The sequence below is a fragment of the Hirschia sp. genome (assembly GCF_058892565.1).
The window spans coordinates 37,375-51,221 of record NZ_JBZXVU010000017.1 but is presented as its reverse complement, the minus strand read 5'-3'; the positions used below and the strand labels follow the sequence as shown (position 1 = coordinate 51,221).

At 45.2% G+C, this 13,847-nt stretch carries 13 protein-coding genes; 4 read left to right on the top strand and 9 right to left on the bottom strand.

Annotation, left to right across the window (positions count from 1 at the left end):
* Positions 1–97 precede the first annotated feature (97 nt).
* On the top strand, positions 98–526 hold the full coding sequence (locus AC5EF3_RS07075) for a metallopeptidase family protein (RefSeq protein ID WP_493547530.1): 429 nt from the start codon (positions 98–100) through the stop codon (positions 524–526).
* A gap of 6 nt (positions 527–532) precedes the next feature.
* On the opposite strand, the gene AC5EF3_RS07070 is transcribed toward AC5EF3_RS07075, so the two are convergent.
* A complete protein-coding gene (locus AC5EF3_RS07070; protein ID WP_493547529.1) occupies positions 533–1,147 on the bottom strand; it encodes a TetR/AcrR family transcriptional regulator in 615 nt (204 codons plus the stop codon).
* Between the two features lie 244 nt (positions 1,148–1,391).
* Between AC5EF3_RS07070 and AC5EF3_RS07065 the strand changes: the two genes are divergently transcribed.
* Positions 1,392–2,051, top strand: a complete 660-nt coding sequence (locus AC5EF3_RS07065) for a carbonic anhydrase (RefSeq protein WP_015828837.1) — start codon at positions 1,392–1,394, stop codon at positions 2,049–2,051.
* A 34-nt stretch (positions 2,052–2,085) separates the two neighbouring features.
* On the opposite strand, the gene AC5EF3_RS07060 is transcribed toward AC5EF3_RS07065, so the two are convergent.
* The 3 genes from AC5EF3_RS07060 to AC5EF3_RS07050 all read right to left on the bottom strand — a co-directional run bounded on the left by AC5EF3_RS07060 (position 2,086) and on the right by AC5EF3_RS07050 (position 4,700).
* Entirely contained in the window at positions 2,086–2,718 is a 633-nt protein-coding gene (locus tag AC5EF3_RS07060) for a LysE family translocator (RefSeq protein ID WP_493547528.1), read from the bottom strand.
* A gap of 77 nt (positions 2,719–2,795) precedes the next feature.
* Positions 2,796–3,323 carry an inorganic diphosphatase gene (ppa, locus tag AC5EF3_RS07055; RefSeq protein ID WP_015828835.1) on the bottom strand — a complete coding sequence of 176 codons (528 nt, stop codon included), beginning with the start codon at positions 3,321–3,323 and terminating at the stop codon, positions 2,796–2,798.
* A 132-nt stretch (positions 3,324–3,455) separates the two neighbouring features.
* A complete protein-coding gene (locus AC5EF3_RS07050; RefSeq protein ID WP_015828834.1) occupies positions 3,456–4,700 on the bottom strand; it encodes an argininosuccinate synthase in 1,245 nt (414 codons plus the stop codon).
* A 442-nt stretch (positions 4,701–5,142) separates the two neighbouring features.
* Between AC5EF3_RS07050 and AC5EF3_RS07045 the strand changes: the two genes are divergently transcribed.
* Both AC5EF3_RS07045 and AC5EF3_RS07040 read left to right on the top strand, forming a co-directional pair.
* The gene (locus AC5EF3_RS07045) at positions 5,143–5,727 is read left to right on the top strand and encodes a rhodanese-like domain-containing protein (protein WP_493547527.1); all 585 of its coding nucleotides are present in this window, start codon (positions 5,143–5,145) and stop codon (positions 5,725–5,727) included.
* A 29-nt stretch (positions 5,728–5,756) separates the two neighbouring features.
* Entirely contained in the window at positions 5,757–6,551 is a 795-nt protein-coding gene (locus AC5EF3_RS07040; RefSeq protein ID WP_015828832.1) for a vWA domain-containing protein, read from the top strand.
* Positions 6,552–6,677: 126 nt separating this feature from the next.
* On the opposite strand, the gene purH is transcribed toward AC5EF3_RS07040, so the two are convergent.
* The 5 genes from purH to AC5EF3_RS07015 form a co-directional block, all read right to left on the bottom strand.
* Positions 6,678–8,297, bottom strand: coding sequence for a bifunctional phosphoribosylaminoimidazolecarboxamide formyltransferase/IMP cyclohydrolase (purH, locus tag AC5EF3_RS07035; protein ID WP_493547526.1), 1,620 nt, complete (start codon positions 8,295–8,297; stop codon positions 6,678–6,680).
* Between the two features lie 209 nt (positions 8,298–8,506).
* Positions 8,507–10,519 carry a UDP-N-acetylglucosamine 4,6-dehydratase family protein gene (locus AC5EF3_RS07030; RefSeq protein WP_493547525.1) on the bottom strand — a complete coding sequence of 671 codons (2,013 nt, stop codon included), beginning with the start codon at positions 10,517–10,519 and terminating at the stop codon, positions 8,507–8,509.
* Between the two features lie 44 nt (positions 10,520–10,563).
* Complete coding sequence (locus tag AC5EF3_RS07025) at positions 10,564–12,426, bottom strand: heparinase II/III family protein (RefSeq protein ID WP_493547524.1); 1,863 nt, start codon at positions 12,424–12,426, stop codon at positions 10,564–10,566.
* 31 nt (positions 12,427–12,457) lie between these two features.
* The gene (gene rpe, locus AC5EF3_RS07020) at positions 12,458–13,114 is read right to left on the bottom strand and encodes a ribulose-phosphate 3-epimerase (RefSeq protein ID WP_493547523.1); all 657 of its coding nucleotides are present in this window, start codon (positions 13,112–13,114) and stop codon (positions 12,458–12,460) included.
* 104 nt (positions 13,115–13,218) lie between these two features.
* The gene (locus AC5EF3_RS07015; RefSeq protein ID WP_493547522.1) at positions 13,219–13,737 is read right to left on the bottom strand and encodes an outer membrane lipoprotein; all 519 of its coding nucleotides are present in this window, start codon (positions 13,735–13,737) and stop codon (positions 13,219–13,221) included.
* Positions 13,738–13,847 lie beyond the last annotated feature (110 nt).

Sequence of the window (13,847 nt, the reverse complement as noted above, 5' to 3'; positions counted from 1 at the left end):
AATATACTTATAATCTCGCTTTGGTCGATCCCGATTTCTATTTTTATGGTGGTCGTATATAGATTACAGCTGCCGCATGTAAAAAGTGGAGTGATTAATGTCGACAGTTGAAGAGAGTTGGGGATGCGCCCCCCATGGCGACACACTTTTAAAAATCGCGGATAAAGTACTGTCTCAAATGCGACCATTCTTTCCAGATGGTGTTGGACAAATAAATATTTTCATTGATGAATTGCCAGATGAAGAAACTTTAGAAGCCCTATATCTGGATGACCCCTATGCATTGTATGGGGCTTATTCGGGGATGACATCTGCACTAGAGCTACACGAAATTGAAGCCGATGCTCGGATATGGATTTACAGATTGCCTATTTTAAAACACTGGGTTGAGGCTGCTGATATTGCTTTAGAAACACTCATCGCCAACGTTTTTCTCAAAGAAATAGCATCACATTATCGCTGGGAAGATGTGATGTTTGAACATGTGATGGTATCGGCAAATATTCCTCAGATAATTTTGGAATAGGGCTGCTTAATCGTCTTTTTTCAAATTGTTGATAACGGCGTCTACTAATCTATCAACATAGTTTTCGGGTAGGGGCGCACGCATCGCAACAACACGCTGCCAAACAGGCCCGAGAAGACTTTCAATCACAAAATCTATATCCCAATCTCGGCGAATTAGGTTTTTATTTGTGTGTTCGGCTAGAACAAATCTAACAGGTTTTCGGTAAGTCTCTGCGATCCAATTTCGAAAAATTTCATTGGCTTCATCACTATCGGCTGCGGCCAATATCACACCACGCCATTTGTGCGCACCATCGCCTAATCTAATGTCATTGATTAAGGGGGACATGAGTGCGGATAGGCGTTCTTTTAATGTTGTATTTGGGTCAGTGGATTTGGGTGTATTTTCTAAAGCTGATTGAACCACAAGACAGGCAGGTGTTGGCCACCAGCGATATATTGTTTGCTTGGAAGCTTTTGCATTTTTGGCAACCCGGTCAACACTAAAATTGCGCCAACCATTGCTCGCGAGTTCTTCCAATGCGGCTGTTTGAACCGCTAATCTGGATGCTTCGCTACGTTTAGGCCCAGCACGGCGGGCAGTGGTTGTTTTTTTGCTTTTCGCAGTTGGTTCAACCATTTTGGGTTTGACCTTTAAATCACTGATTCTTTTCGTGACCACATCTTCCAAGATTTTACAGGCAAAGGGAAGACAACAAGGGGATTTAATACTATTTGAATGAATTGAAGTCTGATTTATTGCTTGCGACTGGTTGATAGAGATCTTCAAATGGATTGATGTTAGCTATGGTCTAAACCATCATTGTCGTTGATATTCAGACAAAGTGTAATCCTGTTTTATTATTAAATGGAGAAAACGACACGTGTGTGCTGCCCGTACTGCTGAACAAGACCGTCTACTGACGGGATATCGTCGCTTCCGTAATGGTCGCTATCAAGAAACTTCTCAAATATATAAGGACCTTGGTAGCTATCAGGATCCAGATATCATGATCATTTCATGTGCTGACAGTCGGGCTGATCCTGCTTTGATATTTGATGCGGTTCCGGGTGAGTTTTTTATCGTCCGCAATGTGGCAGCGCTTGTTCCTCCTTATGATGATAGACCGGGTGGATATCACGGTGTTTCTGCCGCAGTAGAATTTGCTGTGACAGCGCTTAAGGTCAAACAAATTCTTGTCATGGGACATGCTGGATGTGGTGGTGTGAAAGCGTCATTGTCTGCGGCAAAAGATAAGCCCGTGGGAACATTTATCGCACCTTGGGTTGAGATAGCCAATGAAGCGCGTGATAAAGTTCTGGCATGCGAACACAATGATACACCAGAAAAACGCGAGCTAGCGCTTGAGCATGGTGTGGTTGGTCAATCTATTAAAAACCTTCAAACCTTCCCTTTCGTGACCAAAGCAATGGAGGAGGGAGAGCTTGTTCTTGAAGGCGCTTGGTTTTCAATTGCAGAAGGGAAACTGCTTTGGAGAAACTGGAGCACAGGTGAATTCTTTGAAGTTGATGCAAACGCATAAACTCTTCACTGACAACACAGATATGAGCCACTAATTACACACTGGCTTGAGAGAAAAGCGTTATATATAGCGCAAAAACTGCAGAGCTAAGCATGAGTAGCGCGGCAATTCGACTGAACCATTTTACAAATTCTTTGCTTTGAAAATTGCGAGAAAGCCGCTCTGCCGCCATTGCGTAAACCCCAAGTCCGAATAATTCAGTAATCGTAACTGTTGCGATGATTATGATGATTTGGGGCAGCAATGGCTTTTCTGCGCTAATATATGCTGGAAGTAATCCCCCAAAAAAGACAAGCGCACTTGGGTTGGCTAATTGCAATCCTATGCCTTTGACGTAAAGAACACGTCTGCGTGGGATGACCCGCGCAGCAAGCGTCATCGTCTCGCTATTTCTGATCATGTCCCACGCCAACCAAACGATGAATGCAACACCGGCAAGTTTGAGTATCAGGAAAAAATCAGGGAAGGTTTTTGCCAGTGCAGCAGCACCTGACACGGCCAAAGCAACCCATACAAGATTAGCTGTGGATACACCAATGCCGGCGATCATAGCAGGTGAAAAACCGTATTTTAGGGATGAAGATGTCACAAGCATAACGGCTGGACCGGGAGTTAATCCGCCAGAGAAAAAGAGTGCGACAAGGGCAAGCCAAATAGTAAAATCCATGGCGACATAGCCGCCATGGATTTCAAATAGTTTCAATAGCTTTTTGGAAAAAAATTATCCAATTAGACCAGAAAATCTTATTTTTTTGCGCGTTCGATCGCTTGAGTGATCAATTCTTCTGCTTTTTCACGATCGCCCCAACCTTTAATCTTAACCCATTTACCTGGCTCAAGGTCTTTATAGTGGGTGAAGAAGTGCTCAATACGTTGAGGTGTGATCTCAGGAAGATCAGTATAATTATCTACATTATTGTAGAAAGCTGTCATTTTTTGATGAGGAACAGCGAGAATCTTTTCGTCTTCTCCGCCATCATCTTCCATCATTAAAACACCCACTGGGCGCACGCGAAGTACACAACCAGGAATAAGCGCACGTTGACCGATACACATCACATCAATCGGGTCACCATCCAATGATAATGTGTGCGGTATGAAACCATAATTACATGGGTAACGCATTGGTGTGTAGAGATAACGGTCTACAAACATTGCTCCAGAGTCTTTGTCGATTTCATACTTAATAGGCTCACCACCTAAAGGTACTTCGATAACGACGTTGACATCTTTGGGAGCGTCTTTTCCTAAACTTACTTTATTCAGATTCATGATCCGAAATCCCCTATTTGTTTATTGTGGTATGCCCACCTTAGCCTATCTTGTATCAATAAGGCTATTCGACGAAAGGGAATGCAAGCTTTATGCTAACATTCCCCTTCTAAAATATGTAAATTCCGGAGTTTAGAGGTTTCTACCTGCTTTTTTATCCCGAGATGCCAATAAACGTAGACGAAGTGCATTCAATTTGATGAAGCCTTCCGCATCTTTTTGGTCATAGGCACCTGCATCATCTTCAAATGTCACATGTGCTTCTGAATACAATGAGTATGGGCTTGTACGCGCTAATAAGTGCACATGACCTTTATAAAGTTTCAGGCGAACTTCACCTGTCACCATGCCTTGAGATGCGTCGATTGCAGCTTGTAGCATTTCGCGCTCTGGTGACCACCAGAAACCATTATAGATCAGCTCGGCATAGCGGGGCATTAGCTCGTCTTTAAGGTGGGCTGCACCGCGATCTAGTGTGATTTGCTCAATACCACGGTGAGCTGCAAGAAGAATTGTTCCCCCCGGTGTTTCATAGATACCGCGAGATTTCATACCCACGAAACGGTTTTCCAGAAGGTCTAAACGACCAATACCATGTTTGCGACCAAGCTCGTTAAGTTTGGTTAGCAAGCTAGCTGGTGAAAGTGTTTCGCCATTGATGGACACAGCGTCACCGCGTTCAAAACCAACTGTGATTTCTTCTGGCGTGTCAGGTGCTTCTTCTGGAGAAACTGTGCGTTGGAACACAAATTCAGGTGCCACTTCGCCCGGGTCTTCCAAAGCTTTACCTTCTGAAGATGTGTGCAACATGTTTGCATCAACAGAGAAGGGAGCTTCACCGCGTTTATCCATTGGTACAGGGATGCCATGCTTTTCAGCAAATTCTAGAAGGTGCGTACGTGATTTAAATTCCCAGTCACGCCAAGGTGCAATCACGCGGATATCTGGGTTGAGTGCGTAATATCCAAGTTCGAAACGAACCTGATCATTACCTTTACCTGTTGCACCGTGACACACAGCATCAGCACCGACCATTTCAGCGATTTCGATTTGACGCTTAGAAATCAATGGGCGCGCAATTGATGTTCCAAGCAGGTAGACACCTTCGTAAACAGTGTTTGCGCGAAACATTGGGAAAACATAATCGCGTACAAAATCTTCACGCAGATCATCAATGAAGATGTTTTCTTCTTTGATACCAAGTTGAAGTGCTTTGTCGCGTGCAGGTCCAAGTTCTTCGCCTTGTCCAAGGTCAGCTGTAAATGTCACAACTTCACAACCAAATTCAGTCTGAAGCCATTTCAGAATAATCGAAGTATCGAGTCCTCCCGAATATGCGAGGACGACTTTTTTCGGCGGATTAGTGACAAGGGACATGAAAGGTCAAACCTTTTGAGTATGTGGATAACTATTCTTTGGCGGCACAATAACGATGCGTGCAGCTTCTGCAACAGCGCTCTTAAGCTCTGTTGCGGCGAGCGCAAGGTTTAATTGTATTTTGCTATGGCTTTCATATCGAAACGGTTCAAAAAATCCATCGCTTGAGGAAAATTTTGTGTGTTTGGGAAACTTATGCGTCGTCCTTGGTAATATTTTGCGCCTGATTTTATCTTATAAGAAGTAAGTCTCGAACGTGGTCTTTTATGCTGCTTTTCAAAATAAGGTATGTGGCAGGCGTCTAAATCAATCCAGCTTTTAGACCCATATAAGGCGAAAGAAACACAATCGCACCCTGAACCCAGCCTTATTTTCTATTCACCCTGAATTCATGGAAATGCACAAGAGCGATTAGCAGAGGCTAGTTGAAGCGGGATACGTCATGGCGAAGAATAACATAAATCCAGAAGACAATATTCATTTGCGTAAGATGAAACCTGCACTGATATTTGCGGTTTTATCAGTTTGCGCCGCAATCGCCATGTTTGCTTTTGGCCATATGTCGGCCCAGACTTCGAATTCGCAACGCAAACCATCTGCGGTCGATTATCCTACCTTTCAGGCAATGACAGATGAAGCACGGTCACATCGAGAACAACGCCTAATTACCCTTGAAAACTTTCTAGAAATGGGTGCTGCTAGCGATACGATTATTTTAGATACGCGTTCAAAATCAGCGTTTGAAGACGGGCATATCAAAGGCGCTGTTCATCTAAATTTTTCCGATTTCACGGATGATAAGCTTGCGGAAATTATTCCTGATTTTGATACGAGAATACTTATCTACTGCAATAATAATTTCAGTGATGATGTAGCACCTGTGCCCAAAAAGATGGTGTCACTCGCACTTAATATTCCCACATTTATCAATCTGTACGGATATGGCTACACCAATATCTACGAGCTAGGGGAAGAGATCTCTTTAGATGATTTGGGTGATAATTGGATAACAAAATCAAACCACTAACGACACAGTATACATGAGGAGGCGGACGAATGATTACGAATACAAAGACTTCAAAAACACTATTTCAAAAATGTGTTTCCGGTTTTCTAGCAATCACAGCGATTTCTCTTTCAGCTTGTGCAAATGCAGAGATTGCGCCGGATCCAGATATTTCAAGAATTGAGGGGGATTCACCCATGCATGCATATATATTACTCGACCGGACTGGTTCTATGTCGTCCATTTGGGATGAAGCGCTAAATTCGGTCAACACATATGCTGTCTCTCTTGGAACCAAGCAAGCGGGAGAGAAGGGCGATGTTGATGCCGATGTAACGCTCGCTGTATTTGATGCTCAAGATGGCTTGCAGTTTGATGTTTTGCGCAAAGGCGCATCCGCAAAAGAATGGAATGAAGTTAGCAATGATGAAGCATCGCCGCGTGGTATGACACCGCTCTTTGATGCCATCGGACGTATTGTAAGCATTGCTGAAACGGATAAACCTGAAAAAGCTGTTCTTGTGATCATGACAGATGGTCAGGAAAATTCGAGCCGTGAAATCACCAAACATGGCGCGAAAGCGGCATTGGACCGTGTACGCGAAAAAGGCTGGGAAGTTGTTTTTCTAGGGGCTGAGTTTGCCAATTTTGGAGACGCAGAAGCTGTTGGTCAAAGCTATAATAAAAGCATGGCTGTATCTAAAGGTAAGTTGGGCCAGACCATGGACCGTCTTGCTCAGAAATCACGTAGTTATGCCAAAGGTGAAGAAGCCGAGATTGAATTTGATGCAGAAGATCGCGCCATTGCCGACGAAGAAGATGTGAAACAACGCAAAGGTCAATAATGTCTTTGTAGAATTCAATCTCCACGTTGATATGCCTGGGTGGTAGGCCATTTGGCAATCAGTGGGACGGGCCAACGTCGAGATTGGAGCCCCACCTCTTCATAACAGAAGAGGTGGGGTTTTTATTTAGTGTTTGAAGTGGCGCATACCTGTGAACACCATTGCAACGCCTGCTGCATCCGCTGCAGCGATCACTTCATCATCACGTACAGATCCACCCGGTTGGATGAATGATGTTGCACCAGCTTCAATCGCTAGAAGCAGACCATCTGCAAATGGGATAAAGGCCTCAGAGGCCGCGGCACAACCCTTTGTGCGTGGCTCATCCCATCCAGCTGCTTTTGCAGCATCTTGTGCTTTGATAGAAGCAAGACGAGCTGAATCAACTCGGCTTACAAGCCCCATCCCAAGCCCCGCTGTTGAGTCATCTTTTGCATAAACCATACAATTAGATTTGACGTGTTTTGCAACGCGCCATGCAAACAGCATGTCTTTCATCTCTTGTTCTGTTGGTGCACGTTTCGTGACAACTTTCAGATCAGACATTTCGATGCGACCCGTGTCGCGCTCTTGCACAAGCATACCGCCAGCAATACTGCGATAGTTGAGAGAAGCCTCTTTGGGGTCAGGCAAAGCATCAGTTATCAATAGGCGTAGGTTTTTCTTTTTAGAGAAAATTTCAACCGCCTCATCGCTTGTTCCCGGCGCAATGACAACTTCGGTGAAGACTTGTGTAATCGCTTCGGCCGTTTGCGCATCCAATGCACAATTTAGCGCAACAATACCGCCAAATGCCGATACTGGATCACAAGCAAGCGCGGCTTTATAGGCATCTAAAGCCGTCTTCCCAACAGCTACACCGCATGGATTTGCGTGTTTTATAATCGCCACAGCAGGACGATCAGCAGGATCAAATTCAGCTACTAATTCATAGGCTGAATCAGTGTCGTTCAAATTGTTGAAGGAAAGTTCCTTACCTTGAATTTGTTTGGCTGACAGAACACCGGGGCGTCCTTCTGGTGTGGCATATACAGCCGCTTTTTGGTGCGGGTTTTCACCATAGCGTAGTTTTTGTTTTAATTGGCCACCAAAGGCACGAATGGATGGAGCTTCAATTTCTTCGTCATTTGCCAGTGCTTCAGCTTCAATTTGTGCAACATACCAGTTTGAAATGGCTGCATCATAGGCGGCTGTGCGTGCATATGTTTTAGCAGAAAGGGCACGACGTGTTTTTAGTGTCGTGGCGCCTGCATTGGCTTCCATATCCAAAATAACTTTATCAACATCAGAGCCATCCGTACAAACAGCGACGAAATCTACGTTTTTTGCAGCAGCGCGCAGCATTGCTGGACCGCCAATGTCTATGTTTTCGATGCAATCTTCAAATGGCTTACCCGCAGCAACAGTCGCTTCAAACGGGTAGAGGTTCACATAGAGAAGGTCGATCGCGCCTATATTGTGCTCTTTGGCTGCTTGCACGTGTGTGTCCAGATCTCTGCGGTATAACAGACCGCCATGGACAACAGGATGGAGTGTTTTAACGCGGCCATCCATCATTTCAGGAAAGTTTGTTAGGTCGGAAACATCTTTAACCGGAAGACCTGCATCTGCAATCGCCTTGGACGTTCCGCCTGTAGAAACAAGTTCTACACCCAATTCAACCAATTTTTTAGCACGCTCAATTAGGCCTGTTTTGTCAGATACAGATATAAGGGCGCGACGAATGGGAGAAAGGTTTGCAGTCATATTTGGCTCCGGCCATGATGCCCTGCATAGATTGGTGAAAAGCTAAAACCCTAATGGGAATGCTGCTTGAATAGCACCAGAATTTATCGACAGGACTATTTAATTACGTGATAATTGGGGGCGATAGCACGTTGTGTGCGAACGGCCAACCATGAGTTATCTTTGATAGATAAAAATGGCTTTAGATATGTGAGTAGGCAGGTTTGAAATTATTCAGATCGTGAACGCTTTGCTGCACGTAAAGGCAATACATTACTCTGCTTTTCTTTGAGATAGTCCACGTTTTCTGTGCGGATGTAATCCACCGGATTTTGAGGTAGGTTTGCCGGTTTTGAGATAGCCAATTGCGGTGCTAAATCGGCGAGCAGATTGAGCGAAATATTACGTTCCCGATTGCGAGCTGCTTCTATCATAGCGTCAAGTGTTGGTAAAATTGTATCCAGATTTTGATAGGAAGATTGCGCGGATAAAACGCCATCAACACCTGTTTCAGAAACTTCTTCTTTGGGATAAAAAACCGTTTCAGCAAGTTTCTCACCGGGCCGTAGTCCTGTGAAAACGATCTCTATATCTTTACCAGGGCGGTAACCTTTCAAGCGGATCATGCGTTCGGCAAGCTCAACGATTGAAACAGGTGGTCCCATATCTAATACATAAAGAAATGCTTCTTTGTGGGGTGATTTGCTAGATAATGCAGAAGCTTGAAGAACAAGGGAAGATGCTTCTTCCACACTCATGAAATAACGAGTCATTTCCGCATCTGTGATTGTGACAGGGCCACCTTCTTTGATTTGTCGCTCGAATAGGGGAGCCACCGATCCCGCCGATCCCAATACATTTCCAAACCTTACGATCGCAAAATTTGTTTCTGCCGCTTGGGGGGCAAGCGCCTGAATGAATAATTCGGCGGCCCGTTTAGAAGCGCCCATGACGTTTGAAGGTTGTACTGCTTTGTCGGTTGAAATGAATACAAAGTTTTTGACACCAAATTCAGCTGCATATGTTGCTGCTAATCGTGCGCCTTCTACATTCGTTAGAATGGCTTCATTTGGGTTGGTTTCCATTAAAGGAACATGTTTTAGCGCTGCTGCATGAAGAACAATGTCAGGTTTTGCCTTTTTCATGGCTGTTCTTAAGCGATTTGCTTCTTTAACATCACCAAGTAGGGCGCGTCTTTGTACATTTGGGAAGTGTTTTCCCATATACATGTCTATTTCATACAAATTGTATTCTGAATTATCGTAAAGGGTTATCTCTGACGGGCCATAGCTTGCACATTGGCGCACTAATTCAGAACCAATTGTACCACCAGCACCTGTTACGAAAACACGCGCACCAGAAATCAACTTACTAACATTGATGCGATCTAGATTTTTTTCTGGGCGGGTTAAAAGGTCGGTTGGAGAAATTTCATCATGATTGAATTCTCCATCAGCTCTCAGACGTTGAACGGTTGCTTTGAATTTGGCGGAAACTTCCAAGACGGTGTCCATTGTTTCTCGCTCGAGCGTGCCTCCGATCATCGCAATCCAAGGTGGGGTGCCATATCGGGTTGTCATTATCGACATGCTTTCCTGTAATTTGGAAAGGTCTCCTAATACCTGAATACCGCAAATGGCCCGTCCGGTGTGATCCCCACTGGTTTCAATGATTGCAAGTGGGCGAATGGGTAAACCTTCGCTTGAATTATCTAAATCCCTGAGAGTAGAAGAAATTTTAGATGCTGTTCCAATGAGAATTGCAGCAGGTTTCTTTTCGTTCGGCGCACGAAATGCAGCCATGAACTGTCCTGTTGCTCTTGCGCGCGATGCAAGGCGTCCAGCAATCATAATTGTAATTAGAATAGGGACTTCAATAAAAATACTAGACCTGAAAAATCCTTCTAATCTGTTTGTGAGAAACATGATTGGAAGAAATATAAGGTTTGCCAGTAAAGCAGCTTGCACGATACGCCGAAGATCACTCGCGCTCGTATGGCGCCATACTTGGCGGTAAACGCCGGTGAATGTGAGCGACGCAACCATCGCAACAGCAAGTTCAACGGTATAAAGTGCAGTTACAACGGGGTTTGGGGTCGTCCCTTGAAGGGCATTTCTAATATATATTGCCGAAATCATGGCAACAAATGCCGCTATGACATCATAGCATGTGCAAATAATGATGGCACGCCATGCTTGGCGTTGTCCGATGGTAAAGGCCCGAATAATGTCTTTGCGGGTCAAAAACTATACTCTCTTATGCAGTAACACTATTGATATCAGAGAACTCAATCACTTGAGGTGCGACTCAGTGCCCAACGTAACCTGTTTGGCGCAGTAGTGCCATCTCCAATTGGATTAACTTTACAATAAACGACCAGTTGTGCAGCTGGGAGGCGCACACCGCCCGCCGTGTAAACAGTTTTTTCAACATGCACTGTCTGCTCCGCTCTAAGTTTCCAAGTAATTCCGGTGTCTCCGATAAGTAGAAACACAGAATGTGTGTCTTCACCCTGTTCTACAGAAATTTGAGGGTGAAGCTGGAAACGCAATGCGCATGGGACATCTTCTTCCGGTGGTGTAGAAATTTCAGCTAGGGGTCGGTAGACAGAGTCTTCACCGGTTATTCGCGTCCCGTTTTTAGCTAAAAATAATCTGCGTCTATGCACGAGGCCGTGGCTTTGTCTCCAGCCTGAATGTTGTCCTTCCAGAAGAAATTGATCACCTTCTTCTAATCGTCGAGCAGATACATTTGGCGGGCCCAAAAGCTCCATTAGCCCGGTTGTTTCATTCTGTTTGAATATTCCTGAATTTTGATTATCCAAAACAAGCGTAGAAGAAGCTGCTGTCTGGCGAGCTGCAAATTTCCATGCTGGGTCAAGGTCGGAATATGCCCCCATGGAAGTGATGATTCGATGTGGACCATCGCAAACATGGATAGATAAACAAGATGCACTTGCTATTTCAGTGTTCTCACCGGTTTGAGAAGATCCTGTATCCATATACAGAGTCAGATCACCTGCTTGAATGCGCTGAAATCCAGTTTGTTGTGCAAAAGCAAATTTGCCGCCGCCTTCGCCAAAAGGTGCAAGCGCGGTTGTCGCAAGTCCGTCCCATCCGTCTGAACTGGAGTTGGCAACAAGAAGACCTCCATCACCAAGCTGAAGAAATTTGAGCATGTTCTGCATGCGCATTTGTGCTTTTGAGAGAAAGGCCGGAGCCTCTTTGCCCATTCGCAGGAGGAAATCCTCAACAATGTTCAAATCAATGAGTGTTTCAGCAAGCCGAGAAGGGCTTCGCGTAACATGACCACCATCTTTTAGAAGTTGAAGACCTATTTCTTTTTCAAGATTTTCTAATCCAAGTTCCAGATAGGATTCGCTTTCGGGTAAGCAGATACCAGCCAATGTAAGGGCTAATGCGCAGCGAAAACGGCCTCGTAGAGAGTGTACATTTTCATAGCTCAAAGACAGATGGCGCGCTTGTCTGGCAAGACAGTCCAAAAGATTGGCTCTTGTTTCACTCGATACTGGTGCAATGACGACTGGCGCAGCAGATAGCCAGTTAATCACGCGATCAGCAGTCACATTTACGCGCCACGCCGTATCGTCCCATTTGCCAAACGCCTTAGCCCAGCTCACCGTTAGGCTTCGAGCCAGTTTTTCACCTGCTTCACCATTGGCTAAAAGATCACGTAGCCAGTGGAAGCGATGAATGCGGTCTGCAAAATTGACACTCGGAAAAGGAGGGCCCCAAGGCGCGCGCGCTTCGGGAACCTCCAACTTTTCAGTCCCAAATCGCCATTGACCATTGATGATATTTTCACCGCGTTTAGCGCGCGCTGGATGGCCTGTTTTGGGGCTACCTAGCAGCGCGTTAAATGTCGCTGGATTTAATCGCATCCGATACATTGGCGATGATTTTATGGGAAGTCCGTCTTCGCCCGTAAACTCGGTCCATTCCGCAGCATCTTTCATATCAGTATATTGGCTAGGAATAGCGCGAGGTTTAGGAGTTTCAGATGAATCTGTCGTGTGTTCGCTCACCTGTTCAGACTCTAACTGATCAGGATTAGAATCTTCCGCTGTTGTCTCGCTTGACAGCGCGTCGTGCGTTTGCGGGTCTTCCGACTGTTCGTTTTCTGGTGACATGTGTCGCCGGACTCCAATAATTTTGGTGCGGTTAGCCTCTTAAAGCTGAAATAGCATTTGCGTAATTTGCCGGCCCTTTTTTGAACACCGCTGATCCTGCGACGAGTGCGTTTGCACCAGCATTGATAACTTTTGAACAATTATCAGGCGTTACACCGCCATCAACTTCTAAAATAGTTTTTGTGCCCAATGCGTCAATGCGGTTGCGTATGTCTTCGATTTTACGCAATTGGTTTTCTATGAATGATTGCCCACCAAATCCGGGATTAACACTCATAATTAGCACAAGATCTAGTTCTTCAAGAACGTAATCAAGAGCGTTTGCAGGTGTTGAAGGGTTAAGAGCAGCACCGGCTTTTTTGCCAAGCTTGTGTATGGCTTGCACCGTGCGATGAAAATGCGGTCCTGCTTCTGGGTGGGCTGTAATGAGATCAGCGCCAGCATTCGCAAAAGCTTCCAAATAAGCATCAACCGGTGAAATCATCAGGTGCACATCAAATGGTTTGTCTGAGAGCGGCCTAAGTGCTTTTACGACATCAGGGCCAATTGTTATATTTGGAACAAAATGGCCATCCATCACATCAATATGAATCATATCGGCACCAGCAGTGTCGATTGCACGAACCTCTTCGCCGAGCTTTGCAAAGTCGGCTGCGAGAATGGAAGGGGATATCAAAATTTCAGACATAAATTCCGCCTATCAGCACCAGACAAAGGGCGCAAGCTCCTTGTCTGGATTAGGTTGCATTTATTATGTCGTTGGGCCTAGGTGAAAGTCTACTAAAAATAGATTTAGTATCCGATATTGGCGTGCTGAGGCACGACGCGCGCACGATTTCCGTATTCAATAAAGATTGGCGTTCCATTTGGCAGCGCCACATCACCGCCCTGCGTGATAGAAATGATCTCGTCATTTTTATCTAGGCGGATTTTATATTCAAAACCCTGCTGCTTGCCAGCTGATTTGTTGATTTGCTGACCAGCGATAGCGCCTCCAACGGCTCCAACAACACCGGCGATTGCTTTTTCATCATCACCGCCGCCAACTTGGCTTCCGGCAATTCCACCAATGACCGCACCAGTCGCTGCGCCAAGAAGGCCGTTATTGGATGCCGATATCTGCACAGCGCGAGAGGCGACGATCACGCCTTCATCTACACGAGAAATACGCCCAACTTCATCGCGGGAATAATCATTGGCACCTTGACTAGACGCACACCCTGTAATGGCGAGCGCCGTACCTGCCACCAAAGCAAACATCATGTTTTTTGCTGGATTGGTTTGTTTTAGGTTTTTCATAGGCAGTGTCATGGCGGGCTCCAAACATGAAACAAGAATGCAAATCATATCGTCCTGTTTTACGGCAGATATGAGGCAAGCTGACAGTTTTATCTAAACAAAACTGTCATTCTATTCATGAA